Annotated in this window: 26 protein-coding genes; 12 read left to right on the top strand and 14 right to left on the bottom strand. The window is 70.9% G+C overall.

The window, feature by feature from the left end; translation table 11 throughout:
- The first annotated feature begins 13 nt into the window (after positions 1-13).
- From ACIBAG_RS40165 to ACIBAG_RS40150, 4 genes are all read left to right on the top strand, one after another.
- Positions 14-325, top strand: a complete 312-nt coding sequence (locus tag ACIBAG_RS40165; protein WP_399112383.1) for a DUF4229 domain-containing protein — start codon at positions 14-16, stop codon at positions 323-325.
- A gap of 257 nt (positions 326-582) precedes the next feature.
- The gene (locus ACIBAG_RS40160; protein ID WP_399112382.1) at positions 583-2292 is read left to right on the top strand and encodes an SPFH domain-containing protein; all 1710 of its coding nucleotides are present in this window, start codon (positions 583-585) and stop codon (positions 2290-2292) included.
- Positions 2289-3647 (top strand): SPFH domain-containing protein, encoded by a 1359-nt coding sequence (locus ACIBAG_RS40155; RefSeq protein WP_399112380.1) that lies wholly within the window; start codon positions 2289-2291, stop codon positions 3645-3647. The genes ACIBAG_RS40160 and ACIBAG_RS40155 overlap by 4 nt, the downstream gene beginning before the upstream one ends.
- 71 nt (positions 3648-3718) lie before the next feature.
- Positions 3719-4381 (top strand): TetR/AcrR family transcriptional regulator, encoded by a 663-nt coding sequence (locus tag ACIBAG_RS40150; protein ID WP_399112379.1) that lies wholly within the window; start codon positions 3719-3721, stop codon positions 4379-4381.
- On the opposite strand, the gene ACIBAG_RS40145 is transcribed toward ACIBAG_RS40150, so the two are convergent.
- Together ACIBAG_RS40145 and ACIBAG_RS40140 are read right to left on the bottom strand one after the other, a co-directional pair.
- Positions 4363-5202 (bottom strand): MaoC family dehydratase, encoded by an 840-nt coding sequence (locus ACIBAG_RS40145; RefSeq protein ID WP_399112377.1) that lies wholly within the window; start codon positions 5200-5202, stop codon positions 4363-4365. The two genes, ACIBAG_RS40150 and ACIBAG_RS40145, sit on opposite strands and share 19 nt — an antisense overlap.
- Entirely contained in the window at positions 5202-6539 is a 1338-nt protein-coding gene (locus ACIBAG_RS40140) for a 3-oxoacyl-ACP reductase (RefSeq protein ID WP_399112375.1), read from the bottom strand. The genes ACIBAG_RS40145 and ACIBAG_RS40140 overlap by 1 nt, the downstream gene beginning before the upstream one ends.
- Before the next feature lie 83 nt (positions 6540-6622).
- Here ACIBAG_RS40140 and ACIBAG_RS40135 point away from each other — a divergent pair, with 83 nt between their 5' ends.
- Positions 6623-7909, top strand: coding sequence for an acetyl-CoA C-acetyltransferase (locus ACIBAG_RS40135; protein WP_399112374.1), 1287 nt, complete (start codon positions 6623-6625; stop codon positions 7907-7909).
- 269 nt (positions 7910-8178) lie between these two features.
- On the top strand, positions 8179-10107 hold the full coding sequence (locus ACIBAG_RS40130) for an AMP-dependent synthetase/ligase (RefSeq protein ID WP_399112372.1): 1929 nt from the start codon (positions 8179-8181) through the stop codon (positions 10105-10107).
- Positions 10108-10137: 30 nt separating this feature from the next.
- Here the strand turns inward: ACIBAG_RS40130 and ACIBAG_RS40125 are convergent, their stop codons facing one another.
- A complete protein-coding gene (locus ACIBAG_RS40125) occupies positions 10138-10674 on the bottom strand; it encodes a hypothetical protein (RefSeq protein WP_399112370.1) in 537 nt (178 codons plus the stop codon).
- 120 nt (positions 10675-10794) lie between these two features.
- Positions 10795-11331: a hypothetical protein gene (locus ACIBAG_RS40120; protein WP_399112368.1), complete on the bottom strand. Its 537-nt coding sequence runs from the start codon at positions 11329-11331 to the stop codon at positions 10795-10797.
- Positions 11332-11480: 149 nt separating this feature from the next.
- Here ACIBAG_RS40120 and ACIBAG_RS40115 point away from each other — a divergent pair, with 149 nt between their 5' ends.
- Positions 11481-12080: an EF-hand domain-containing protein gene (locus ACIBAG_RS40115; protein ID WP_399112367.1), complete on the top strand. Its 600-nt coding sequence runs from the start codon at positions 11481-11483 to the stop codon at positions 12078-12080.
- A gap of 68 nt (positions 12081-12148) precedes the next feature.
- On the opposite strand, the gene ACIBAG_RS40110 is transcribed toward ACIBAG_RS40115, so the two are convergent.
- The 4 genes from ACIBAG_RS40110 to ACIBAG_RS40095 form a co-directional block, all read right to left on the bottom strand.
- The gene (locus ACIBAG_RS40110; protein WP_399112365.1) at positions 12149-13120 is read right to left on the bottom strand and encodes a CU044_5270 family protein; all 972 of its coding nucleotides are present in this window, start codon (positions 13118-13120) and stop codon (positions 12149-12151) included.
- Entirely contained in the window at positions 13113-13730 is a 618-nt protein-coding gene (locus ACIBAG_RS40105) for an RNA polymerase sigma factor (RefSeq protein ID WP_399112363.1), read from the bottom strand. Before ACIBAG_RS40105 ends, ACIBAG_RS40110 begins: the two co-directional genes overlap by 8 nt.
- A 93-nt stretch (positions 13731-13823) precedes the next feature.
- Positions 13824-14078 (bottom strand): DUF397 domain-containing protein, encoded by a 255-nt coding sequence (locus ACIBAG_RS40100; RefSeq protein WP_399112361.1) that lies wholly within the window; start codon positions 14076-14078, stop codon positions 13824-13826.
- The gene (locus tag ACIBAG_RS40095) at positions 14075-14857 is read right to left on the bottom strand and encodes a helix-turn-helix transcriptional regulator (protein WP_399112360.1); all 783 of its coding nucleotides are present in this window, start codon (positions 14855-14857) and stop codon (positions 14075-14077) included. Before ACIBAG_RS40095 ends, ACIBAG_RS40100 begins: the two co-directional genes overlap by 4 nt.
- 256 nt (positions 14858-15113) lie before the next feature.
- On the opposite strand from ACIBAG_RS40095, the gene ACIBAG_RS40090 reads away from it, so the two are divergent.
- A complete protein-coding gene (locus tag ACIBAG_RS40090; protein WP_399112358.1) occupies positions 15114-15548 on the top strand; it encodes an ATP-binding protein in 435 nt (144 codons plus the stop codon).
- 118 nt (positions 15549-15666) lie between these two features.
- Positions 15667-16806: a sugar ABC transporter substrate-binding protein gene (locus tag ACIBAG_RS40085; protein WP_399112356.1), complete on the top strand. Its 1140-nt coding sequence runs from the start codon at positions 15667-15669 to the stop codon at positions 16804-16806.
- Positions 16807-16824: 18 nt separating this feature from the next.
- Here ACIBAG_RS40085 and ACIBAG_RS40080 read toward each other — a convergent pair whose 3' ends face one another.
- Positions 16825-17736 carry a LysR family transcriptional regulator gene (locus ACIBAG_RS40080; RefSeq protein WP_399112355.1) on the bottom strand — a complete coding sequence of 304 codons (912 nt, stop codon included), beginning with the start codon at positions 17734-17736 and terminating at the stop codon, positions 16825-16827.
- Between the two features lie 334 nt (positions 17737-18070).
- On the opposite strand from ACIBAG_RS40080, the gene kstD reads away from it, so the two are divergent.
- Positions 18071-19843, top strand: coding sequence for a 3-oxosteroid 1-dehydrogenase (gene kstD, locus ACIBAG_RS40075; RefSeq protein WP_399112353.1), 1773 nt, complete (start codon positions 18071-18073; stop codon positions 19841-19843).
- Here kstD and ACIBAG_RS40070 read toward each other — a convergent pair.
- Genes ACIBAG_RS40070 through ACIBAG_RS40055 form a run of 4 tightly spaced genes read right to left on the bottom strand, consistent with a single transcriptional unit; the run spans position 19840 to position 21837 of the window.
- On the bottom strand, positions 19840-20499 hold the full coding sequence (locus ACIBAG_RS40070) for a class I SAM-dependent DNA methyltransferase (protein WP_399112351.1): 660 nt from the start codon (positions 20497-20499) through the stop codon (positions 19840-19842). The genes kstD and ACIBAG_RS40070 overlap by 4 nt on opposite strands.
- Positions 20500-20526: 27 nt before the next feature.
- Positions 20527-20781, bottom strand: a complete 255-nt coding sequence (locus ACIBAG_RS40065) for a hypothetical protein (protein ID WP_399112350.1) — start codon at positions 20779-20781, stop codon at positions 20527-20529.
- 25 nt (positions 20782-20806) lie between these two features.
- Entirely contained in the window at positions 20807-21121 is a 315-nt protein-coding gene (locus ACIBAG_RS40060; protein ID WP_399112349.1) for an AzlD domain-containing protein, read from the bottom strand.
- Complete coding sequence (locus ACIBAG_RS40055) at positions 21118-21837, bottom strand: AzlC family ABC transporter permease (protein ID WP_399112347.1); 720 nt, start codon at positions 21835-21837, stop codon at positions 21118-21120. The genes ACIBAG_RS40060 and ACIBAG_RS40055 overlap by 4 nt, the downstream gene beginning before the upstream one ends.
- 81 nt (positions 21838-21918) lie before the next feature.
- Between ACIBAG_RS40055 and ACIBAG_RS40050 the strand changes: the two genes are divergently transcribed.
- Positions 21919-22467, top strand: a complete 549-nt coding sequence (locus ACIBAG_RS40050) for a helix-turn-helix domain-containing protein (RefSeq protein ID WP_399112346.1) — start codon at positions 21919-21921, stop codon at positions 22465-22467.
- Between the two features lie 144 nt (positions 22468-22611).
- Here the strand turns inward: ACIBAG_RS40050 and ACIBAG_RS40045 are convergent, their stop codons facing one another.
- Positions 22612-22815: a cold-shock protein gene (locus ACIBAG_RS40045; RefSeq protein ID WP_043442843.1), complete on the bottom strand. Its 204-nt coding sequence runs from the start codon at positions 22813-22815 to the stop codon at positions 22612-22614.
- Positions 22816-23098: 283 nt separating this feature from the next.
- Between ACIBAG_RS40045 and ACIBAG_RS40040 the strand changes: the two genes are divergently transcribed.
- Positions 23099-23947 carry a menaquinone biosynthetic enzyme MqnA/MqnD family protein gene (locus ACIBAG_RS40040; protein ID WP_399112343.1) on the top strand — a complete coding sequence of 283 codons (849 nt, stop codon included), beginning with the start codon at positions 23099-23101 and terminating at the stop codon, positions 23945-23947.
- Positions 23948-23953 lie beyond the last annotated feature (6 nt).

Genomic DNA, 23953 nt, shown 5'->3' with positions numbered 1-23953 from the left:
AGAGTGGATTGAGATGCTCCGCTACACACTGATGCGCCTCGGGATCTTCGTGGGCTGCCTCGTGGTCGTCTGGGGCCTCGTCTACTCCGGCCTCGCCCCGCGCGGCCTCGGCGTCTCCAACGGCATGTGGATCATCCTGCTCGCCCTGGTGATCTCGGCCCCGATCAGCTTCGTCGTGCTGGGCAAGGAGCGCGACCGCGCCTCCATCCGGATCGCCCAGAAGGTCGACCGGGTGAAGGCCAACCTGGAGGCCAACCGCAGCCAGGAGGACGACGCGGTCGACGAGGCGGCTCGGGCGCAGGAGCAGGCTTCCCGGAGCTCGTAGGCCTCGCGGACGCCTCCGGGGTCGGCCGTATCTGCGCTTCCGGAGACCGGCTCTCCCGGATCGGTTCTTCCAGGCCCCGGCTCTTCCTGGTCCCGGCTCTTCCGGGTCCCGCCTGCGCTACCGAGGGGTAACTGTCCGGGGCACCCCCCTTACCCTTGTCCGGATCATGATGTGGGATGGCTGGAACCACATCGGGCCGACCGGTGTATCACCAGTAGGACCCGCATCCAACGGGCATCGGAACACAAGGGGGAACCGTGGCACGAGCGCGCGCGAAACAGGGCGCACGACGCGTTGCCGAGGCCGTAGCCTCCGGCACCGACCCGCGGACTGCCGCGCAGGAGGAACTGCGGCGGCAGATCGGCGGACGGGGGACGGCGGGAGCCGGCGGCGAGGAGTACGACGCACAGGGCTGGGGCATCGACCCGGCCGACTTCCCGGCCGCCCGGGAACAGGGCGGGTCCACCGCCACCGTGATGCGGCAGAAGACCGTGCCGCTGGACGAGGCCGGTGAGGCGCTCGGCCGCAGCGAGCAGGTGCGCGAGGGCGGCGAGGTGGTCCACGCCATCTGCCCGATGGTGATCCCCAAGGGCCGCTCGTTCGTCTCCATGCTGCCGGTGCTGACGCTGCTCGTACTGGGCGCGGTGGGTGCGGGAATCGTGGGGGCGGCCGGTGCCGACGTCCTGACGAACCCGTTGTTCGGCGTGCACTACTGGGTCATCTCGGTCGTCGCCGTCGGCTTCGTGTGGTGGCGGCAGGGCATGGTCATGGTGCCGGACGGCTGCCAGGCCATGATCACCAAGTTCGGCAAGCTGGAGAAGGTCGTCGGCCCGGGCCGGGTCGTGCTGCTGAGCCCGTGGAAGCGGGTGTCGTACATCGTCAACACCACGATCGAGTACCCGTTCAACGCGCCGGTGCGCGAGGCCCCGACCAGGGGCGGCGTGAAGGCGTCGATCGACCTGTTCATCCAGTTCCGGATCAGCGACCCGACCGAGTTCGTCTACACGCTCGGCGCGGTGCGCGGCTTCGAGGAGAAGCTGAGCAACGCGGTCAGTGAGACCATCCGCAGCCTCATCTACGAGCAGGAGGCCGCCGGCATCTACGACATGGTCGGCGAGGACACGGGTCGCCTGCTGGAGCAGCTCAACCAGCAGTTCCGCCCGGCCGTCGAGCTGACCAACGCCAACATCACCCACGCCGAGCCCTCCGACCAGCGCTACCGCATGGACCTGGCGGCGCCCGAGATGGTGCGGGTGGCCAAGGAGGCGTACACACACGAGTACGCGCTCCAGCTCCGCAAGGAGCAGGACGAGGGCGACCTCACCCGCGAACTCGCCTCCAGCCTGGAGACCCTCTCCGCGATCCAGGCCGACATCGCCCAGTACCAGGCGCAGATGGACACGGCCGTCGAGCGCGAGACCAACCGCGCCGAGGCCCTCGCCCGGCAGCGGTACGTCCAGGCCGAGTCGGAGGCGAAGGCCAACGCGGCCCTGCTCGAAGCCCAGGCCCTGGACATCCGCGCGGTGACCGCCGCCGAGGCGCCGGAGATCCTGGAGTACCGCTACCAGCAGCAGGTGCTGGACACGCTGGAGCAGGTCGCCGACCACCTGCCGCGGCTCGTGCGCATCGGCGGTACGACGGACGGGGGCGGCGTAGCCGGGATCGACTTCCTGGAGCTGGCCCGCGAACTGGTCGGCGAGCGCGGCACGGAGCTGTTCACGGACGAGGACATGGCCGCCGTACGATCGCGTCTCGCCGAGGTGTCCGAGCGGATCGCCGCGCGCGAGACGGAGATCGGCGCGCTGCTGGCCGCCGAGCGGCCGACGGTGCCGCGGGTGCCCGACCAGCCCTCATCGACCGAGAGCTCCGGAAACTCCGGCAGCTCCGGCAGCTCCGGCAGCTCCGACCGTTCCGACCGTTCCGATGCCTCCGACCTCTCCGACGTCTCCGAGGAGGCCGCCCAGTGAGCAGCGCCCGTTCCCACCGCCGGTCGGTCATCTCCGAGACGGTCGCCCCCTGGAGCGACATCGCGCGGCTCCTGCGCGGCGGCGAGGCCGACACCCTGATCCCGGTCATCATCCCCCGCCACCGGCGCCGCCTGTGGTGGATGCTGCCGCTGTGGCTCGGCGTCTACGCCCTGTTCATGGGCGTCATGCTGTCCCTCGGCGAGGCGGACTCGACCGCCGGGGAACTGGCCTACGGCACCCTCGCCGCCGTCTCCTACGCCGGTGGCGCCGTCCTGGTGCTGGTCGGCGTGCTGTGGTGGTGGCGCTCCTCGATCGTCGAGATCGAGCAGGGCACCAACGGCGTGCAGACCCGCTACGGCGCCGTCGTCCGCACCCTCGACGCCGGCCGCCACTACCTGTGGCACCCGTGGTCCCGGGTCGACTTCGTCGTCGACACGGCCACCGAGATCCCGTACTCGGCACCGGTGATGGCCTGCCCCACGCAGGAGAACGTCCCTCTCCGTTCCATCGAGTTCTTCCTGAAGTTCCGCATCACCGACGCGGTGCTGTTCGTCCGCACCATCGGCGCGGGCAACTTCGACCTCGTGCTCTCCAGCGCCGTACAGGACGCGATCCGGCAGCGGGCGCGGAAGATGCGCACCGAGCGGGCGTACGACCTGCGCGGCTCGGACGTGGCCGACATGCAGGAGCTGCTCAACCGCCAGCTGTCCGGCTACGGCGTGCGCATCACCGGCTGCAACATCCCGGACGTCCAGCTGCCGGCGCAGTACCAGCAGCACCTGGCCACCCGGGAGCGGGTCGCCAAGGAGCGCACGGCCTACGAGCAGGAGTGGGGGCTGATCCGCAAGCGCCGGATCGACCAGCTGGGCATGGACATCGAGCGGGCCAAGAAGGTGCGGGACGCCCGGATCGTCGAGGTCAGGGCCGCGCTGAACCGGGCCCGCGAGGAGGTCGCCCAGCTCCTGGAGCAGCAGGAGACCAACGCCCAGCGCGTGCGGTTCGAGATCGAGACGCGGGGCCGCAGCGGCCTGATCGCCGCCGAGAACGAGGCGCGCGCCCAGCGTGCCCTCGCCAAGGCCTACCGCGACAACCGGGCGGTCCTGCAGTACGAACTGGCCCGGCGCCGCCTGGAGGTGGGCGCGAAGCTGGCCGGGAAGGCTCCGCAGCCGGTGGTCGTACGGACCGACGGCACGGGCGCCGACACCTCGGCCCTGTCCACCCTCCTCACCGCGCAGCTGCTGCCCCGGCTGACGGCCCTGCCGTCGGGAGCCGGTGAAGGACAGCCGTGGGCGGACCGTATGGACCGGATCGACCGGCTGGCGCGACTCGCGGATGACGTGAGCGGCGAGGAGTAGGACACCCGGGCAGGACAGCTGTTCGCGGCGGGCCGGGTGGGATCGCCCTCCCGGCCCGTACGCTAATCGGCATGGGTGCCGTGAAGACCAAGCGGATGCCGCGTGCGGTCCGTGAGCAGCAGATGCTGGACGCCGCCGTGCGGACCTTCGGCCAGCGGGGGTACATGGCCGCGTCGATGGACGAGATAGCCGAACTCGCGGGCGTGTCCAAGCCGTTGGTGTACCTGTATCTGAACTCGAAGGAAGACCTCTTCACCGCCTGCATCCGGCGTGAGGCGGCCGCCCTCACCGCGGCCGTGCGCGCGGGCGTCCACCCCGAGCTGGCCGCCGACCGCCAACTCTGGGAGGGGTTGCGGGCGTTCTTCACACACACGGCCCAGAACCCGGACGGCTGGTCCGTCCTGCACCTCCAGGCCCGCACCCACGGCGAACCGTTCGCCTCCGAGGTCGCCGCGATGCGCGCGGAGATCGTCGCGTTCGTGACGCAGCTGATCCTCGCCGCCGCCCGTGAGGCACACCGAGACCCCGACCTCCCCGAGCGGGAGGTCGCCGGTCTCGCCGAGGCCCTGGTCGGTGCCGCCGAGTCGCTCGCCGACTGGGCCAACGCCACGCCGGGCGTGACGGAGACGGAGGCGGCGGCCACCCTGATGAACTTCGCCTGGTCGGGCCTGGGCAACCTCATGGGCGGCCGGCCCTGGACTCCGTCGGGCAGCACTCACGAGGTGAGTGGATAGACCTCCCCGGCCAGGTGGACGCGCTCCTCGCCGCCCCGCAGTTCGAACCGCCCGCCCTCCGCGGCGTAGGTCACCGTCCCCGGCAGCAGCACGGGCGCCCGGAACTCCGCCCGTACCAGCACCTTCTCCGGTGTGCCGTACGCGGCGAGGCAGCGGGCCACCGTCCACATGCCGTGGGCGATGGCGCGGGGGAAGCCGAACAGCCGGGCGGTGAGGGGGTGGAGATGGATGGGGTTGCGGTCGCCGGAGGCGGCACCGTAGCGCCGCCCGACGTCCCCGGCGATGCGCCATTCGGCGACCCGGGGGAGCGGCTCGGGCTCCTCGGACGTGCGCCCGCCCACCGCGTTCGTACGGTGCCGGGCGAGATACCTGCTCCTCGACTCCCAGACGACGCCCTCCTCCGCCCGCACCTCGGTGACCACCACGGCCTCCGTCCCCCGGCGATGCGGCACCAACCCGTCGATGTGGACGGTGAGTTCGTACTCACCCGTCGCCGTCATCGCCGTGTGCCGGGTGATCTCGATCGACGTGTGCACGAGCCCGAGCAGCGGCAGCGGGAACTCCCGTGCGCTCATCAGCCGCATGGCCAGCGGGAAGCCGAGGACATGCGGATAGGTGATCGGCAGCGCGTCGTCGCCCGTGGCGAAGCCGCACACCCGCTCGTACGCCGCCAGTCGCGCGAGGTCGACGCGAACACCGGGCAGGACGAGCCGGGTGCGTGGGAACTCCGCGTCCGCCGCCGGTCGTTTGAAGGGTGACAGCAGGGCGCCCCGGGCGAGCAGGGGCGGAAGGGAAGGAGCACTGGTGAGGACGAGGGACATCAGGCCCCCAGCAGGCTCTGGCCGCATACGCGTACGACCTGGCCGTTGACGGCACCGGACCCAGGATCCGCCAGCCACGCGATCGTCTCGGCCACGTCGACCGGCAGTCCGCCCTGCGCGAGGGAGTTCATCCGGCGCCCCGCCTCCCGGATGAACAGGGGAACCGCGGCGGTCATCCTCGTCTCGATGAAGCCCGGCGCGACCGCGTTGACCGTCACCCCGTGCTCGGCGAGCGCGCGCGGCGCGAGGGAGCGGACCAGGCCGACGACACCGGCCTTGCTCGCGGCGTAGTTGGTCTGTCCGGCGTTGCCCGCCAGCCCCGCGATCGACGCCGTCGCCACGATCCGGCCGCCCCGCCGCAGCGTCCGGCTCGCCAGGAGCGCGTCCGTCGTGCGCAGCACGCTCGCGAGGTTGACGTCCAGCACCGAACTCCAGCGCTCGGCAGGCATGTTGGCCAGGCGCCGGTCACGGGTGATCCCGGCGTTGTGGACCAGCACGTCCAGCCCGTCGGGCAGCGCGGCCGCGATGCGCTCGCCCGCGTCGGGGGCGGTGATGTCGAGCGCGAGGGCGGTGCCGTCGAGCCGTTCGGCCACGCGCCGCGCGTCCTGTTCGGCCTGCGGAACGTCGAGGACGACGACCCGCGCGCCGTCCCTGGCCAGCGTCTCGGCGACGGCCTCCCCGATGCCGCGCGCGGCGCCGGTGACGAGGGCGGTGCGGCCGGTGAGGGGGCGGTCGGGGTCGGCGGGCTCCGTGATGCCGTCGTGGGCGCCGACCTCGATGACCTGCCCGCTGACGTAGGCCGACTTGGGAGAGAGGAGGAAACGGAGGGTCGACTCGGCGGCGGGTGCGTCCGTCAGCCGTACGAGGTTCACGGTCCTGCCCCGCCCGATCTCCTTGCCGAGCGAGCGGCTGAAGCCCTCCAGTGCCTGCTGGGCGGCGGCCTGGTGGTGGTCCGCGGGGTCGAGAGGCGTGCCGAGGACGACGATCCGACCGCTCTCGGCGACCGACCGTACGACGGGGTGGAGCGCCGCGTGCACCTCGGCGAGCGTCTCGACGTCCCGGACTCCGGTGGCGTCCAGGACGACGGCGGCGGGCTGCTCGGATGAGGCTGCCTGCGCGGAGGAGGCTGTCAGGTCGAACCCCAGCGCTGTCAGGTCGAGGCCCAGAGCGGCCAGGTCCAGTTCCGACTTGCCGGCCGTCAGCAGCAGCCGGTCGCCCCGCAGCGCCGGCCGCTCCGCCGACCAGCGTTTCAGCGGCGCGGGTTGGGGCAACCCGAGACGGCGGGTGAGGAAGCGGCCGGGTGTGGTGCCGGTGAAGCTCAGATAGCGGTCGGCCATGTGGGACTCCAGTGCGCTCCGGAACTGACTCCGGAGTAAGGTTACCGGAGGTAAGCCCATGGTGACGTGAGGAGTGGGTGGAGATGAGCTCCCTGTTGGCCCCTGCGGTACGGCGCGTCGCGATCATCGGCGGCACCCGCATCCCGTTCGCCCGCTCCGACGGCCCGTACGCCACCGCGTCCAACCAGGACATGCTCACGACCGTCGTCGACGGCCTGGTCGAGCGCTATGACCTCGCCGGCTCCGGCGCGGTCGGCGAGTTCGTCGCCGGAGCCGTACTGAAGCACAGCCGGGACTTCAATCTCGCCCGCGAGACCGTCCTCGGCTCGAAGCTGGACGCGCGCACACCCGCGTACGACATCCAGCAGGCCTGCGGCACCGGCCTCCAGGCCGTCATCGCCGCCGCCAACAAGATCGCGCTCGGGCAGCTCGAGTCGGCCGTCGCGGGCGGCGCGGACACGGCCAGCGACGCGCCCCTCGGCGTCAACGACCAGCTGCGCCGGATCCTGCTGGAGGCCAGGCGGGCCAAGTCGCTCGGCGATCGGGTCAAGGCCCTGACGCGCCTACGACCCGCCCAGCTGGTCCCCGACATCCCTCGCAACGCCGAGCCCCGCACGGGGCTCTCCATGGGTGAGCACGCCGCCGTCACGGCCCGAGCCTGGGGTGTCTCCCGGGAGGCGCAGGACGAGCTGGCGGCGACGAGTCACCAGCGGCTGGCGGCGGCGTACGAACGCGGCTTCTTCGAGGACCTGGTCGTGCCCTTCCGGGGCCTGACCCGTGATCAGAACATGCGACCCGGCTCGACGCCGGAGAAACTCGCCGCCCTCAAGCCGGTGTTCGGCCTCGACCGGCCCGATCCGACCATGACGGCGGGCAATTCGACGCCGCTCACGGACGGGGCGGCGGTCGTGCTGCTGGCGAGCGAGGAGTGGGCCGCGGCGCGGGGACTGGAGCCCATGGCGTACCTCACCGCGTACGAGACGGCGGCCGTGGACTTCGTGCGAGGCGATGTCGCGGACGGCGAGGACGGGCTGCTGATGGCCCCCGCGTACGCCGTCCCCCGCATGCTGGAACGCGTCGAACTCGCCCTCACCGACTTCGATTTCGTCGAGATCCACGAGGCCTTCGCGTCCCAGGTGCTGGCCACGCTGGCGGCATGGGAGAAGCGGGGGCTCGCCCCCGTGGACCGGGCCCGTCTGAACGTGAACGGGTCCTCCCTGGCCACCGGCCACCCCTTCGCGGCGACCGGTGCGCGGATCGTGGCGACGCTGGCCAAGTCGCTGGCGCAGAAGAGCGATTCGGGCCGCGGGCTGATCTCCGTCTGCGCGGCGGGCGGACAAGGGGTGACGGCGGTGCTGGAGCGAGACTGACGGCGGCTCAGGGGCGTGGGGCAGGAGGCGGGTAAGGAAAGGGCGAGACGAAGCTGAGTGCCCCTCACATACCCCCCGACGTTGCACATACCCGGCCCCGGACCCTCGCCGAACCCGCACAACCCCCACACGCGGGAGCCGTACGATCACCTGCCTAACCAGCGGTAACCCTTTCCGCAGGCCTCCGCAGGTGAACGCCACGGTGCGCGAGGCACGTACGTCATGCAGCAAGCAGTTTCTTCGCTGCACGCCCGCCGCAGGAGCCGCCCGTGTCCACCCCGCTTCCCTCCTTCGCCCCCTCGGCCGCCTTCGACGACGCTCCCGGACCGAACCTGGTCCAGCCCGAGACGCGACGGTTGGACGGAGAGGTACGGGAGGCGTACGTGCCGCCGTTCGCGCCCCTGGTGACCCATGGCTCGCTCGCGGACCTGCCCTTCGACAACGCGAGCGCCGCTCCGGACGCGGTGATCCTCAGCCGCAAGGGCGAGAACGGGACGTGGACCGACGTCACGGCGGCACAGTTCGCCGAGCAGGTGCAGACGGTGGCGAAGGGCCTGATCGCCGAGGGGTTCGCCCCGGGCGACCGGATCGCGGTCATGGCGCGCACGCGTTACGAGTGGACGCTCCTGGACTTCGCGGCCTGGGCGGCCGGTCTCGTGACGGTCCCCGTCTACCCCACCTCCTCCGTCTTCCAGACCCGCTGGATCCTCCAGGACTCCGGCGCGGTCGCCCTGGTCACGGAGACCGCCGCCCAGGCGGCCGCCCTCGGCCCCGAACTGGACCGGGTGCCCGACCTGCGCCACATGTGGGTGATGGAGAAGGGCCATGTGGAGCGGCTCGCCGAGCTGGGCGCCCAGCAGCCGGACGGTGAGGTGGCCGTACGGCGCGGCATGCTGGTGCCGGACACGCTGGCGACGCTCATCTACACCTCGGGCACCACGGGCCGCCCCAAGGGCTGCGCGCTGACGCACGGCAATTTCTTCGCCGAGGTGGACAACGCGATCGAGCTGCTCTACCCGATCTTCAAGGCGAGGACGAGCGAAGAGGCGTCGGTGCTGCTCTTCCTGCCCATGTCGCACGTCTTCGGTCGCATGGTGGCGGTGGCGTGCGTCCGGGCCCGGGTCCGCCTGGGGCACGCGCCGAGCCTGAAGGCGGAGGACCTCCTCCCCGACCTGGCGGCCTTCCGCCCCACCTGTCTGCTCACGATCCCCTACATGCTGGAGAAGGTCTTCAACTCCGCCCGCGCCAAGGCCGAGGCGGGCGGCCGGGTGTCGTCCTTCGACCGCGCGGCGTCGGTGGCCGAGCGCTACGGCGAGGCGATGGAGGCACGGGCGGCGGGGACCGGGTCGGGCCCGAGCACAGCCCTCAAGACGGCCCGCGCCTTCTACGACCCGCTCGTCTACCGCCGTATCCGCAACGCCATGGGCGGCCGCGTGAAGTACGCGATCTGCGGCGGCTCACCACTCGGCCGCCGCCTGGCCGCGTTCTTCGCCGGATCGGGCATCGAGATCTACGAGGGCTACGGCCTCACCGAGACGACGGGCGCGGCGACGGTGACACCGCCGCTGAAGCCCCGTCTGGGCACGGTCGGCTGGCCGCTGCCCGGCACCCGGGTCCGTATCGCGGCGGACGGCGAGATCCTGGTCGCCGGCGAGCAGGTGCTGCGCGGCTACTGGGACCCGGCGGCGGGCGGTGTGGTCCCCGCGGCGGCCGACGGCTGGCTCGCGACCGGTGACATCGGCGAGCTCGACGACGAGGGCTATCTGACGATCACCGGCCGCAAGAAGGAAATGCTGATCACGGCGGGCGGCAAGAGCGTGGCCCCGGCGCCCCTGGAGAACTGGCTCCGCTCGCACCCGCTGATCTCGCAGTGCATGGTGCTGGGCGACCGGCGGCCGTACGTCTCGGCGCTGATCACCCTCGACATGGACGGCGTCACCCACTGGCGCCGGATGAACGGCAAACACGCGGTCCCAGCCGAACTCCTGGTCAACGACGACGATTTGCGGGCGATCCTGCAGCGCGCGGTGGACGAGGCCAACAAGCTCGTCTCCCGGCCCGAGTCCATCCGCCGCTTCGCCGTCCTGCCGACCGACTTCACGGAGATGGCCGGCCATCTGACCCCGTCGATGAAGCTGCGGCGGGAGGCGGTCCTGCGGGACTTCGCGGCGCAGGTGGAGGGGCTGTACGCGAAGTAGCGGCGGCTTCAGGGGGTTCCGGAACCGCCCTCAGGCCGAACCGTTCGCGGTCTTCAGCGCCCTGTCCAGCAACCGGTCGGCCAGCTCGGTGAAGGCCGTGCTCAGGGCCTTGTCCGTGGTCTGCCGGGCGTAGGACTGGAAGACCAGGGCGGCCGTGGCCTGGACGGCGGGGGAGACCCGCTTCGCGTCGACGCGGAGCTCCCGTTGCAACTGCACGGGCACGGGCCACCTCCTCGGCCAGGGCATCTTCGGCGGGTCCGGGCAGATGTCGTCCCCGACCTCCCTGAGCACCTCGGCGGGCTTGCGCCCCGCCAGGCTGGCGGCGATCGTCGCCTCCGCCACCGAGACGGACATGTCCCGGACGGCGTGCCACAGGCCGTCCTGCTGCTCGGGCGGCAGCGGCTGCGGGTTGAGCGCCACCTCGCCGGCGACGGGATGGGGAGGGACAACGGGATGGGGAGGCACATACGGCGGGCGCGACTCGACGAGCGGCCACAACCGCGGGTTCAAAAGGGCCAGCAGCCTCAGGACGTCGATGGTCGTCGCCGCACGCTTGACGGTTGCCATGGTGGCTTCCTTCCCTGGATCTCGGTGACAGCGTGAGACCGTAGGGTGCCCTGGTACGGCTGTTCGGGCATTGGCCCTTTCGAGGGCGAGGCCGTGCCTCGGCGCTACGGCGCTACGGCGCTACGGCAGGATCTCCAGCCGAACCGCGCTGTCGGTGCCCCGCAGGCCGGAGATGAGGCAGTCCGTGGGCAGTTGCCTGGGGAGAGAGGTCACGGTCCGCCGTACGACGTGGCCCTTGCCGCGCCCCTCCAGGACCCGGCCCGACTGCAGGACGACCAGGACGCCCGCGACGCGCGCGGTGGTGGCGCCCTCGATGACGATCAGGGACCGGCTGCCGTCGGCGTAGTGGACGGTTTCGGTGCCGCGCGCGCCGGCCAGGGACAGGCAGGAGGCCGCGGGTGCTTCGGCGTGGAAGGAGCCGGTGGCCGCGACGGTGTGGCCGGGGGCGGTCGTGCAGGTGTAGGCCACGTCCGCGTGGTTGTGGGTCTTACGGGGCTGGAGGGTGAGCGGCGGGTCGTAGCGGCTGCTCGCGTTGCCTGTGCAGCTGACGGACTCGTGCCCGCCGGTACTTGCCTGACTGGCCGGGGCCGCCACCAGCGACGAGACCACGAGCGCCAGAGTTCCCAGCGTGACCGCCGTACCGCGCCTGCTGAACACATGCCCTCCTTGAAGACCGCGCACGTCTTTTGTGCCGCTGGTGCCTCAACTGGCCCGGAGGACGAGCGGCTACAGGCGCCTCGCAGCACACCACCGGCGCACGCCCGCCCCAGGCGCCGCGGCGCACGCTTCTGCTCCCGGACGTCCGCTTGACTCCCCGAACCGGCCGGGTAGGAAGCGCCGGACGATTCCTCGTCGACCACGAGCAGGACCCCGAGCAGCAGGAGACCCGAGTGAGCCGTACGACCGCCGACGCCGCGACGACCGCACGCGTGCGCGTGTTCGCGATGATGGACGCCGACGGGGACCAGGTCGTCACAAGGCACGACTACCTCTCCCGGATCGACCGTACGGTGGCGGCCACCGGCCGCACGGAGGACGACCCCCTCGTCGTCACGGCCCGCGCGGAAGGCGTCAAGGCGTGGAGTGAGATGGACGCCGACGGCGACGGGAAGCTGACCTTCGACGAGTACAACGCGTGGGTGGGCGCCGACAAGTTCGACAACGTCTGCCGCTTCGCCCTCGGCGCCCTCTTCGACCTCGCCGACGCGGATGGCGACGGCGCCTTGGACAAAGCGGAGTTCACGACCCTGCGCACGGCACTGAACAACCCGCCCGACAACGCCGCCGCCGCGTTCGAAGCCCTGGACGCGGATGGCGACGGCCGGGTGGCCCGCGACGCGTATCTGGCGTCGATCCGCGCCTACATCGTCGGCGACAGCTCACCGATGGGCGAGGTCCTGTACTGACTCGAACGTTCGAGGGGCGGCCTCCACGAGACCGCCCCTGACCAGCCATCAGCCCGAGTGCCAGGGGCCTAGGGCTGCTGCCTCAAGCGGTCGACGATCGCCCACTCCACCACGTGCGACAGCTGGATGTACGTCTGCTTCCCGGAACGCGAGGTCCGCTCGGCGCGGAAGCCCAGGAATTCGTAGGAATCCGGGTCGAAGATGAGGTACTTGCCCTTCTCGGACCAGTGCTCAGAGTAGGAGATCCCCACGCCGGTGCGCCCGGCAGAGTCCTGTACCCCCGGGGTCACCTTGACCCCGGGCACCAGTGCCAGCGCCTTGTACGCGGCAGGACGCAGTCCCTCGGGCAGCACCGGCCACTTCAGGAGCTCGCCGAGCATGAAGTAGGCGTCGTACCAGTCCAACGCGGTGAAGTCGTCGATCGACTTGCCGGACGTGCCGGCGCCGATGATGCGCGGGATGAGCTTCTCCGGGTCGGTGGGCAGCCTCTCCAGTTTGCTCCACTCCCGAGGCGGCCACACGCTCCCGTTCCCCATGGGCTCCTCCCAGATAACCCGGCCGAGCTCCATGGTCAAAGATCGCTTGGAGCCGTCCACCGAGTCCCAGTTCACGTCCACATAGGTCTTGACCTCGCCGGTCTTCCGCTCCGTCTCCTTGATGATCCGCTTCGAGTAGATGAACTGGTCGTCGCGCGGCGCCACGGGCTTCTCGTGCTTGGTCGCCCACGCCGCCGCCCCGTTCAGCACCGTCACGGCGGCGGCGTTGCGCATCCGCGGGGCGTTCGTGCCCGCGCGATCGGTGCGGCCGCCCTCGTCGGCACCGTCCGTGGCGATCAGTACCGCTGTGCCCGTGACCGCCATGCTGACCACCGCGGCTGTCGCGAGGCGCAGCGCGAGGCGGCGGCTGGGTGCGGCGTCGGAGTGCCGCTCTGTGCGCGCGATCGTGTTGAGCAGTCGGTGGCGGGCCTGCGCTCGGGTCGTTTCGGTGAGCGGGGCCGCGTCCGCGTTCCAGTCCCGCAGGAGTTCGAGTTCGTCAGTCATGGCCGGATGCCTCTCGCAGTGTCGTCGGATCGGATCCGCCCAACGCTTCGCGTAGCTTGCTGCGGGCCCGGTGCAGCCGTGATCTGACCGTGCCGATGGGGACACCGAGGGCCTGGGCCACCTCCTCGTAGCCGAGACCGCCCCACGCCACCAGCAGCAGCACGTCCCGGTGCCGCGCGGGCAGTGCGGCCAGTGCCGCCGCCAGCTCCCGGCGTACGGCCTCGGCCCCCACCCGGGCCGCGGCCCGGTCGGCCAGCGGCTCCTCGTGGTCGACGGGAACCGGGATGCGGGCCAGGGCCTTGAACCGCCGGGCCTCGGCCCGCCGGTGCCGGCCGACCAGGTTGGTCGCGATGCCGAAAAGCCAGGGCCGGGCGCCGTCGCCCGTGGTTTTCGCGGGGTCGTACCGGCGCCGCTGCTGGAAAGCGGTGGTGAAGGTCTCCGCCATGAGGTCGTCGGCCGACTCGCCGCCGAGCCTGCGGGCCAGATAACGGTGTACCGCATCCGCGTGCCGGTCGAAGAGCACGGCGAATGCCTCGGGCTCATCCCGGGACCGCGCAATTACCGAGGCATCGCTGTCCACCCCCGTGCGGACGCCTGGTTCGACGGTCATCGGGGCTCCTCTCGTGCTGGGGAACGCTTCGAAGGCTTGGGCTTTCATCTCTCCTTCGCCCGTCGCCTCCGGCGAGTTCCATCGCCGAGATCCCTAGCCCCGCTCGGTGATCAACTCCCCTGCCAGGAAGGCCGACCAGGTGGTGGGAGTGACGGCGAGCCGAGGGCCGGTGGGGTTCTTGGAGTCGCGGATGTGGATGGTGTGGGGGCAGGTGGCGACCTCGACGCATTCGCCGCCCTCGCCGCTGCTGTACGTCGACTTGCGCCAGGCGTAGGCGACTTCGAGGCAGTCGCCGCCCTCGCCGCCGCTGTAGCTGGACTTGAACCAGTCGAGTATGTCGGTGCTCACAGCTCCCCCAACTTCTTCTCGATCAAGGCGCGGGACTCCAAGGGACTGAGGGCCAGTGCCCGCATGATCCCATAGCGCTCGGCGAGCTTCCGCACCTCTTCCATGTCAGTGATAAGCCTTGGGTAGCCCTGCACCTCCGTATAGCCCACCTGCGCATGCTTCTGGGGTGTCAGCAGGTTGAATGCGCCATCCATGTTGGGGTGCTCCTCGACCTTGGTCGGCATGACCTGGAGCTCGACGTTCCGCAGGTTGCCGATCCGTAGCAGACCCTCCAACTGCTCTGCGAAGAGGGCCTTCCCGCCGATCGGACGGTCCAGGAGAACCTCTTCGAGGATGTAGCTGATGACGGGCAGGGGCTCGCGGTCGAAGACCTGTTGCCGGGAAAGCCGGTCCGACACCCGCTTCTCGATGGCCTCTTCGGTCAGCAGCGGGCGCCGCTTGACGAACACCGCACGCATGTAGTCCTCGGTCTGCAGTAGCCCGTGCAGCGCATGGCTGCAGTAGTGGTGCAGCTCGACGGCGTCGGCCTCCAGCGCCGCGTAACTCCGGTACCACTCCGGATGCCGCGTCCGCCGCTTGGACATCGCCCGCTCGACGTCCTCGATCGCATCCGTCAACAGCCCGCCCGCGTTGAGGATTTCATCCGCCTTCTGCAGGAACTCCGGCCGCGGCACCCGCACGCCCCGCTCGATCGCTCCGATCTGGTCGGGACCGTAGCCGACCAGCTGGCCGAACTCCTTCTGCGTCAGCCCCGCCCGCTCGCGCAGCCGCCGGATCATCTTGCCCAGCGTCCGGAACAACTCAATGGTTCCGTCGGCCTCCGCCGGAGTCTCCGGCCTCCGCCGGAGTCTCCGGCCTCCGCCGGAGTCTCCGGCCTCCGCTCCCGCTCGTCCTTCACCCGCGTCCCCGTCCTCACGTCCCGTCCTCGTGGTCACGGCCGACTACCCGACTTCGCACGCACGGAAGCCGTACAGCTACGCAGAGTCGCTCAATCGCCCCTGTTCAGGGTAGATACAACCGACCACGCTCAGTGACGTGAACCCGGAAATCACCCACCCCACAACCGCCCCCACCTTCACCCAACGCCTCAGCGCCACCCCCCGAGGCGCCCGCCTCGCCAGACGCCTCACCGCACACCAACTCACCGCCTGGGGCCACCCGTACGACAGCGACGCGAACCACACCGCACAGCAACTCGTCGCCGAACTCGCCGCGAACGCCGTCACCCATGGCCGCGTCCCGGGACGGGACTTCGAGCTGCGGCTCATCCTTCCCACCGAGCAAACCCTGCGTATCGAAGTCAGTGACGCCCGCGGTGACCGCCCGCTCCGTTTCGTCACCGACCCCGACGCCGAGGGCGGACGAGGCCTGCTTCTCGTCGCTCTTCTCGCTCTGACCTGGGGAGTTGCCGATCGGGACGTCGGTAAGACGGTGTGGGCGGAGGTCGCACTCAAGGACGCCTTGACCTGAACGTGGAAAACGGTTGCCGTCTCGTTACGACAACACCTTGACGTGACATGCCATATCCGCGTTGGCTACCGCCAACCCCGGGTAGCAACGCCGCTCCTCCGCTCGGAAGGCACCACCAGTGAACGTCCGCACCCCCCACATCTCCGCTGTACGCCGCCGTCTCGGCATAACCCTCGCCGCCTCCGTCTCGGCCCTGTCGCTCACGGCGTGCGGGGCCTTGGACGGCATCGGGGGCGGTGACAGCTCCGCGGCACCGGAGAAGGGCGACGACATCACCGTGGGGCTGCTGCTGCCCGACAAGGACACGGCACGCTTCGAGAAGTTCGACTACCCACTGATCAAGAAGGAAGTCGCCGCCCTCACCAACGACAAGGGCAAGGTCGACTACGCCAACGCCGAGGCGAGCCCGGACAAGCAGAGTGAGCAGTTCCAGCAGATGATCGAGGACCAGGTGGACGTGATCCTGGTCGACGCGCTGGACGCCAAGGCCATCGCCTCCGACGTGCGGAAGGCCAAGGACGCGGGCATTCCGGTCATCGCCTACGACCGGCTCGCCGAGGGGCCCATCGACGCGTACGTCTCCCACGACAACGAGCTCGTCGGGGAGGTCCAGGGCCGCGCGCTCGTCGAGGAACTCGGCTCGAACGCCTCGTCCAGCAAGGTCGTCATGATGAACGGGGACCCCGCCGACCCGAACACGGGCCGGTTCAAGGCGGGCGCGCTGGACGAGCTCGAGGGCGAGGTCGACATCGTCAAGCGCTACGACACCGACAAGTGGTCGCCCGAGATCGCCAAGAAGAACATGCAGGCGGCGATCGCATCGATAGGGCTGAGCAACATCGCCGCCGTCTACTCGGCCAACGACGGCATGGCGGGCGCCGTCATCGAGGCGCTCAAGGAGGCCGGGGCCACCAAGCTGCCGCCGGTGACCGGGCAGGACGCGAACCTGGACGCGGTGCAGCGGATCGTCGCGGGCGAGCAGTTCATGACGGTCTACAAGCCGTTCGCGCAGGAGGCGACCAACGCCGCGAGGATGGCCGTGTACAAGGTCCAGGGACGTGACATCGAGTTCGACGCACTCGCCCAGGACTCGGTCGACAGCGCGTCGCAGGAGAACATCCCCGCGCAGCTGGTGTCGGTGGTCTCGGTCACGAAGAAGAACATCAAGGACACGGTGGTCAAGGACGGCGTCTACACCGTCAAGGACATCTGCACTCCCGAGTACGAGGCGGACTGCGCGGCCATCGGCCTGAAGTAGGCCCAGAGCCGGGAGTGGTCAGCCCTGCGCGCCCCGGCGATGGCTCTCCACCAGGTCCGCGAACGCCCTCGCCGGGGGGCTGAGCGCGTCCCAGCGGCGGACCGCCCAGCCGACGGGCAGGGGCCGCAGGGCGGGGAGGGGGATCAGGCGCAGGTCGCCCTCGGCCTCCCCGCTGCCGGGTGCGGGCAGCCCCGGAAACGCCGGCACCACCGCCCGCCCGACCCCCAGCTCGGCCAGCAGCAGCGCCGTGTCCCAGTCGGCGACGCTCGTGTCGTGCGCGAGCCGGACGCCCAACTCGGCGCAGGCCGCGTCCAGATGAGCGGCCGAGGCCGAGTTCGGTGGCAGCCGGATCAGCCGTACGTCACGCAGGTCGGCGCCGGCATCGACGTACGGCCGCCCCGCCAGCGGATCGTCGGCCCGTACCGCCAGCACCCACGGCAGCTCCACCACCGGCCGCTGCTCGATGCCGCGCACCGGCGGGCCGAGGGTGATCCAGGCCAGGTCGAGCGTGCCGTCGGCCAGCGCGTCGAAGCTGCCGCGCCCCGAACTCACCGTGCGGAACTCCAGGTTGACCTTGGGGTGCCGGCGCCGGTAGGCGACGACCGCCTCCGACATGAAGTGCCGCACGCTCGTCGCCCCCGTCGCCACGCGCACGAACCCGCTCTCGCCGTCGACCAGGTCCCGCAGCTGCCGTATCGCCAGATCCAGCCCGGAGATCCCCTCGGCGGCGGCCGTCTCCAGCACCCGTCCCGCCCGGGTCGGTACGACTCCCCGGGGCTGCCGCTCCAGCAACGTGACCCCGGTCTCCCGCTCCAGCCGCTTCACGTGCTGACTCACCGCCGACTGGGTGCACCCCAGCTCCCGGGCCACCGAACTCAGGCTCCCGGCCCGGCACACGGCCACGAACACGCGAAGGTCGTCGAGGGTCATGACTTCTAAGTTAACCCTTGGGGATTGCGACAAATCCCAAGGATTGACTGGCCTCTGCCCGATGTACGACGATCCTTGACGGGCCCGGGCGGCAACCCGCTCCACGCCCTCGCCGGAGTCCGGACCGGGTGCGGGGGAGGGGGCGGGTGCCGACCCAACGGCAGACCGTGAGCTCCGCAGGGGCGGCAGGGGAGTGCCGCTTGCCCGCCGCTTGCCCAACTCCCTTGCCTGCTCCTTGACTTCACAGGGCATCCGCGCCACATTCGCATTTCTGACACCTGACTTCTGACACACCCTCAGAAAACGCGGCGTCGTCCATGCGGGAGCGGCCTCCATGTCCACCAGCGCGAACCCTTCTCGAAGACACGTTCTCGCCGCGGGAGCCGCGGGCACGGCAGCGGCCGCCTTCGGCGTCGTGGGAGCGGCCCAACAGCAGGCGTCGGCCGCCGACCTGCCCCTTCTCGGCACCTACGACGTCGTCGTCATCGGCTCCGGAGCCGCCGGCATGACCGCCGCCCTGACCGCCGCCGAGCAGGGCCTGAGCTGTGTGGTGCTGGAGAAGGCCGCCACCTTCGGCGGGTCCGCCGCCCGGTCCGGTGCCGGGATCTGGATTCCCAACAACTCGGTGATCCTCGCGGCCGGCGTCCCGGACACCCCCGCGAAGGCCGCCGCCTACCTCGCCGCCGTGGTCGGCCCGGACGTGCCCATCGAGCGGCAGCGCGCCTTCCTCGCCCACGGCCCGGCGATGCTCTCCTTCGTCATGGCCCGCAGCCCCCTCCGGTTCCGCTGGATGGAGGGGTACAGCGACTACTACCCGGAGCTGCCCGGCGGCCTTCCGATCGGCCGCTCCGTCGAACCGGACCAGCTCGACGGCAACATCCTCGGCCCGGAGCTGGCCCGGCTGAACCCGCCGTACATGGACGTGCCCGTCGGCATGGTCGTCTTCAGCGCCGACTACAAGTGGCTGGCCCTGGCCGCCGTGAACGCCAAGGGTGCCGCCGTGGCCGCCCAGTGCCTGGCGCGGGGCACGGCGGCGGCCCTGCGCGGGGAGAAGCCGCTGACCATGGGGCAGTCACTGGCGGCGGGTCTGCGGGCGGGGCTGCGGTCGGCCGGGGTTCCCGTGTGGCTCGGTACGCCGCTCACCGACCTGTACGTCGAGGGCGGTGCCGTGCGCGGAGCGGTCGTCACCAGGGACGGCGGTCCCGCCCTGGTCCGCGCCCGCCGGGGCGTGATCGTCGGCTCCGGCGGCTTCGAGCACAACGCGGCCATGCGTGAGCGCTACCAGCGCCAGCCCATCGGAACGGACTGGACGGTCGGCGCCAAGGAGAACACCGGCGACGGCATCCGGGCCGGGCAGCGGATCGGCGCCGCCCTCGGCCTCATGGACGACGCCTGGTGGGGCCCGGCGATCCCGCTCCCCGGCCAGCCGTACTTCTGCCTCGCCGAACGCACCCTCCCCGGCGGCCTGCTGATCAACGCCGCGGGCGCGCGCTTCGTCAACGAGGCCGCCCCCTACAGCGACGTCGTCCACACCATGTACGACGTCAACGACACCGACCCGGCCATCCCGGCCTGGCTGATCGTCGACCAGCACTACCGCAACCGCTACCTGTTCAAGGACGTCCTGCCGGCGCTGCCCTTCCCCGGCGCCTGGTACGACTCGGGCGCCGCGCACAAGGCATGGACCCTGGACGCGCTCGCCACCTCGATCGGCGTCCCGGCGACCGCCCTGCGTACGACGGTGGACCGCTTCAACTCCCAGGCGCTGCGCGGCGAGGACCCCGACTTCCACCGGGGCGACAGCGCCTACGACCACTACTACACGGACCCGTCGGTCCTCCCGAACTCCTGCCTCGCGCCCCTCTGGCTCCCTCCGTACCACGCCTTCCGCATCGTCCCCGGCGACCTCGGCACCAAGGGCGGCCTGCTCACCGATGCGCGGGCGCGGGTGGTGCGGGAGGACGGCTCGGTGATCCCCGGCCTGTACGCCGCCGGAAACGCCAGCGCCGCCGTGATGGGCCGCAGTTACGCGGGGGCCGGTTCGACGATCGGCCCGGCGATGACGTTCGGGTACATCGCGGCGCGGGACCTCGCCGGAGTGCTCTAGATCTCCGGTCGGGCGGGCTTCCGGACGATCAGGAACGCCTGCTGGGACACCTCGTCGAGCCCCGGGTCGGGTTCGCGGACGGTGTGGGAGACGAGGGCGAATCCGGCCGCCCTCAGCAGGCCGACGACGTCCTCCGGCCGGCGCCGCTGGAAGGTGAGCGAGACGGGGTGCCCGAAGGGCCGGTCATGGTGCCGGTGCTCGTCGCCGGCCTGGAAGGCGACGAGCAGGGGCGCGCCGGGGGCCAGCACGCGGTGGAACTCGGCGAAGAGGGAGGGGAGTTGTTCCACGGGGGTGTGGATGGAGGAGTAGAAGGAGAGGGCGCCGGCCAGAGCCCAGTCGGGGAGGTCCAGCTTCAGCATCGACCCCTGCTCGAACCGCAGGCCCGGGTTCTCGCGGCGGGCGATCGCGAGCATCGACTCCGACAGGTCGATCCCGAACACGGGCAGCCCCAGCGCGGCGAGGCGGGCGGTCGTCCGACCGGGGCCGCATCCCAGGTCGGCCACCGGACCGTCCCCCTCGACGAGTTCGGCGAACACTCCCAGCACCGCCCGCTCCAGGGGCCGGTTCGCCAGCTCGTCCCGGAAGAGGTCCGCGTAGTCCTCGGCGATGGCGTCGTAGAAGGTGCGGGTGCTGGTGATGAAGTCGGCTTCGGTCATGGCCGGGGACCCTAGCGAAGCCGGGCGCTACTCGCCCCTGTCTTCCTGCTGACCCGTCCGCTTCAGGCCGACACTCATCGCGGCCCCGATGGCGATACCCAGCCCCATCCCCAGGGCGAGTCCCAGCCCCAGGTTGTCGAAGAGGACCAATCCGAAGACGACGCCGATGCTCGTACCGAAGGAGAGGCCGAGCGCAATGCCCGTCGCCGCGCGGTTGTCGGGGGCAGCCCCGCCGTCGTCGCCGCCGTTGTTCCCCAGGTCGTTCTCTCCACCGCTCGTCACCTGGCGATTTTCCCATGGGGGCTCCTCAGGCCACCCCCACCGCCCGCAGCACCGCCGTGACCACCGCCGCCCCCAGCACCACCACCGGGAACGGCGCCCGCCGCCAGGCCAGTACTCCGGCCACCAGCACCCCGGCCGGCCGGGCCCACCCCGCGAAGCCGCCGTCCTCGGTCAGCGCACCCGTGGCCAGCAGGGCCACCAGCAGGACGACCGCGCCCGCCGACAGCAACTCCTGGACCCTGGCCGGAAGTTCCACCCGCCCGTGGAGGACCGGCCCGACCAGCCGGAAGGCGTACGTCCCGACCGCGAGCGCCAGAAGCATGGCCACCGTCGCGCTCATGCCGTACGCCTTCCGCCGTCGCGTCCGAACAGGGCGAGCCCCGCCAGTGCCACCAGCACCGGCACCCCCGCCGGGACGGCCGGCGTCACCGCCAGCGCCAGACCGGCGCCGAGCAGCGCGCAGCGCCGTACGGCCGGATCGTCGCGCAGGGCGGGCAGGACCAGGGCGACGAGGACGGCGGGGAAGGCCGCGTCGAGGCCGTAGGTGCCGGTGTCGCCCAGCGCGCCGCCCGCCAGTGCCCCGGCCAGGACGCCCAGGTTCCACACGGCGAACAGACCGAGCCCGGAGATCCAGAAGGCCGCCCGCCGCCGTGCCGGATCCGGCTGGGCGAGGGCGAAGGCCACCGTCTCGTCCGTCACCAGGTGCGCGCCGAGAAACCGGGCGAGGCGGCCCGGGCCGACGAGGCGGCTCGGGCCGATGATGTCCGCGACGGCGAGGCTGAAGGCCGCCGTTCGGGTGTTGAGCAGCAGCCCGGTGGTCGCGGCCGCCACCGGACCGCCCCCGGCGAGCAGCACACCGACCGCGCTGAACTGAGCCGAGCCCGCGTACACAACCAGCGACATCACCACCGGCACCCACACGGGCAGCCCACCGGCCACGGCGATCGCGCCGAAGGAGACGCCGACGACTCCGCTGGCCAGCCAGACGAGTGCGCTGTCACGCACCAGAGCCGCTGTCGGAGGTGCCATCATCGGTGTTCGGAGTGGCGAACGCATGTTTTCCAGAATGAACAGGCAGGCGTCGTTCGTCAAGGCGAACGAACATACCGGTAGAGCGAACGACGGGAAGTGGACCATATGAGCGAGCCGCTCGCGTGGATCGCCGCCTCGCTGCGGCGCGAGCGCACCCGGGCCGGGCTGTCCCTGTCCGAGCTGGCCAAACGGGCGGGGATCGCCAAGTCGACGCTGTCCCAACTGGAGGCGGGCGGCGGGAATCCCAGCGTGGAGACGCTGTGGGCGCTGGGGGTGGCGCTCGGCGTGCCGTTCAGCGCTCTGGTGGAGCCGCCGGCTTCGGCCGTTCAGGTCATCAGGGCGGGTGAGGGGCCGACCGTCGCCTCCGAGCGGTCGGACTTCGTGGCCACGCTGCTCTCGGCCAGTCCGCCCGGCGCCCGCCGGGACATTTACCACCTGCGCGCCGAGCCCGGCACGCCCCGGGAGTCGGAGCCGCACATTCCGGGGAGTGTGGAGCACCTGATCGTCAGCACGGGGCGGGTGAAGGCGGGGCCGCGGGGAGAAGAGGCCGATCTCGGGCCCGGCGACTACATGTCGTATCGCGGGGATGTGCCGCACTCGTACGAGGCTCTGGCGGCCGGGACGACGTTCGTGCTGATCATGCAGCACGTGTAGACCGGCGGTGAAGGTCGTCGGTGAGCGTCGGCGGTGAACCTCGGCCGTGAGCATCGGCCGTGAAAAAGGCAGGAGCCCCGCTGCCGTACGGCATGGGGCTCCTTGGGTACTGCTCTCAGGTCCGGATCAGAGATACGGATCGCCTCAGATGGCGGTGACGTTCTCCGCCTGCGGGCCCTTCGGGCCCTGGGTCACGTCGAAGGAGACCTGCTGGTTCTCCTCCAGCGAACGGAAGCCGTTCGCGTTGATCGCGGAGTAGTGGACGAAGACGTCGGGGCCGCCGCCCTCCTGGGCGATGAAGCCAAAGCCCTTTTCGGCGTTGAACCACTTGACGGTTCCGGTAGCCATAAGCCCTCCTTGGGCCCAAAGGGTCGCCCTGCTCCAGAACCTGCAAGTGTGAGAGCTAATGCCGCACTGCATACGTCTGAAAACGACTAGAGCCCGCGGTTACATGCTCCGCAGGCTCTGTACTGCAAGGGAAACCAAACTGCAACTTGCGGCGAGCCTAGCACGCGGGCAGCCGAAAGCAATAGAGGTCAAGATCACGTCACCCGGACGTTTGAAGATCAAAAATAGGTTGACCCCAGGGGGTGGAGTCTGGAGCGTACCCCAATGGGTCTAGTCTCGCGATGTGGACAATTCTCGCACCCGGCCGCGCGTGGGCCACATCCAGTTCCTGAACTGCCTGCCCCTGTACTGGGGGCTCGCGAGAACGGGCACACTCCTCGACTTCGAGCTGACCAAGGACACCCCGGAGAAACTCAGCGAGCAGCTGGTGCGGGGCGACCTGGACATCGGGCCGATCACCCTCGTCGAGTTCCTGCGCAACGCCGACGACCTGGTCGCCTTCCCGGACATCGCGGTCGGCTGCGACGGCCCGGTGATGTCCTGCGTGATCGTCTCGCAGGTCCCCCTCGACGAGCTGGACGGCGCCCGCGTCGCCCTCGGCTCGACTTCCCGTACGTCCGTCCGCCTGGCCCAGCTGCTGCTGGCCGAGCGCTACGGCGTACGCCCCGACTACTACACGTGCCCGCCCGACCTGAGCCTGATGATGCAGGAGGCGGAGGCGGCCGTACTCATCGGGGACGCGGCCCTTCGGGCCAACCTCCTCGACGGCCCGCGCTACGGCCTGGAGGTCCATGACCTCGGCTCGCTCTGGAAGGAGTGGACCGGCCTGCCCTTCGTCTTCGCCGTGTGGGCGGCGCGCCGGGACTACCTGGAGCGCGAGCCGGTCATCACCCGTAGGGTCCACGAGGCCTTCCTCGACTCCCGCAACCTCTCCCTGGAGGAGGTCGGCAAGGTCGCCGAGCAGGCGGCCCGCTGGGAGGCCTTCGACGAGCGGACCCTGGAGCAGTACTTCACCACCCTCGACTTCCGCTTCGGCGGCCCGCAGCTGGCGGCGGTCGCGGAGTTCGCCCGGCGGGTGGGCCCGACGACCGGATTTCCGGCGGATGTGAAGGTGAATCTGCTCCAGTCGTAGAGGGGC

The organism is Streptomyces sp. NPDC051243 (assembly GCF_044455405.1).
Taxonomy (GTDB): Bacteria; Actinomycetota; Actinomycetes; order Streptomycetales; family Streptomycetaceae; genus Streptomyces.
This window is presented reverse-complemented; position numbering and strand designations above follow the sequence as displayed.

Excerpts from the sequence above, each read along its gene's own strand:
- ACIBAG_RS40135 (WP_399112374.1), top strand. The coding sequence starts at position 6,623 with ATGAGCTCCCTGTTGGCCCCTGCGGTACGGCGCGTCGCGATCATCGGC.
- ACIBAG_RS40045 (WP_043442843.1), bottom strand. The coding sequence starts at position 22,815 with ATGGCTACCGGAACCGTCAAGTGGTTCAACGCCGAAAAGGGCTTTGGC.
- ACIBAG_RS40110 (WP_399112365.1), bottom strand. The coding sequence starts at position 13,120 with ATGACTGACGAACTCGAACTCCTGCGGGACTGGAACGCGGACGCGGCC.
- ACIBAG_RS40105 (WP_399112363.1), bottom strand. The coding sequence starts at position 13,730 with ATGACCGTCGAACCAGGCGTCCGCACGGGGGTGGACAGCGATGCCTCG.
- ACIBAG_RS40095 (WP_399112360.1), bottom strand. The coding sequence starts at position 14,857 with ATGATCCGGCGGCTGCGCGAGCGGGCGGGGCTGACGCAGAAGGAGTTC.
- ACIBAG_RS40080 (WP_399112355.1), bottom strand. The coding sequence starts at position 17,736 with ATGACCCTCGACGACCTTCGCGTGTTCGTGGCCGTGTGCCGGGCCGGG.
- ACIBAG_RS40165 (WP_399112383.1), top strand. The coding sequence starts at position 14 with ATGCTCCGCTACACACTGATGCGCCTCGGGATCTTCGTGGGCTGCCTC.
- ACIBAG_RS40125 (WP_399112370.1), bottom strand. The coding sequence starts at position 10,674 with ATGGCAACCGTCAAGCGTGCGGCGACGACCATCGACGTCCTGAGGCTG.
- ACIBAG_RS40050 (WP_399112346.1), top strand. The coding sequence starts at position 21,919 with ATGAGCGAGCCGCTCGCGTGGATCGCCGCCTCGCTGCGGCGCGAGCGC.
- kstD (WP_399112353.1), top strand. The coding sequence starts at position 18,071 with ATGTCCACCAGCGCGAACCCTTCTCGAAGACACGTTCTCGCCGCGGGA.
- ACIBAG_RS40055 (WP_399112347.1), bottom strand. The coding sequence starts at position 21,837 with ATGCGTTCGCCACTCCGAACACCGATGATGGCACCTCCGACAGCGGCT.
- ACIBAG_RS40145 (WP_399112377.1), bottom strand. The coding sequence starts at position 5,202 with ATGTCCCTCGTCCTCACCAGTGCTCCTTCCCTTCCGCCCCTGCTCGCC.
- ACIBAG_RS40070 (WP_399112351.1), bottom strand. The coding sequence starts at position 20,499 with ATGACCGAAGCCGACTTCATCACCAGCACCCGCACCTTCTACGACGCC.
- ACIBAG_RS40140 (WP_399112375.1), bottom strand. The coding sequence starts at position 6,539 with ATGGCCGACCGCTATCTGAGCTTCACCGGCACCACACCCGGCCGCTTC.
- ACIBAG_RS40060 (WP_399112349.1), bottom strand. The coding sequence starts at position 21,121 with ATGAGCGCGACGGTGGCCATGCTTCTGGCGCTCGCGGTCGGGACGTAC.
- ACIBAG_RS40150 (WP_399112379.1), top strand. The coding sequence starts at position 3,719 with ATGGGTGCCGTGAAGACCAAGCGGATGCCGCGTGCGGTCCGTGAGCAG.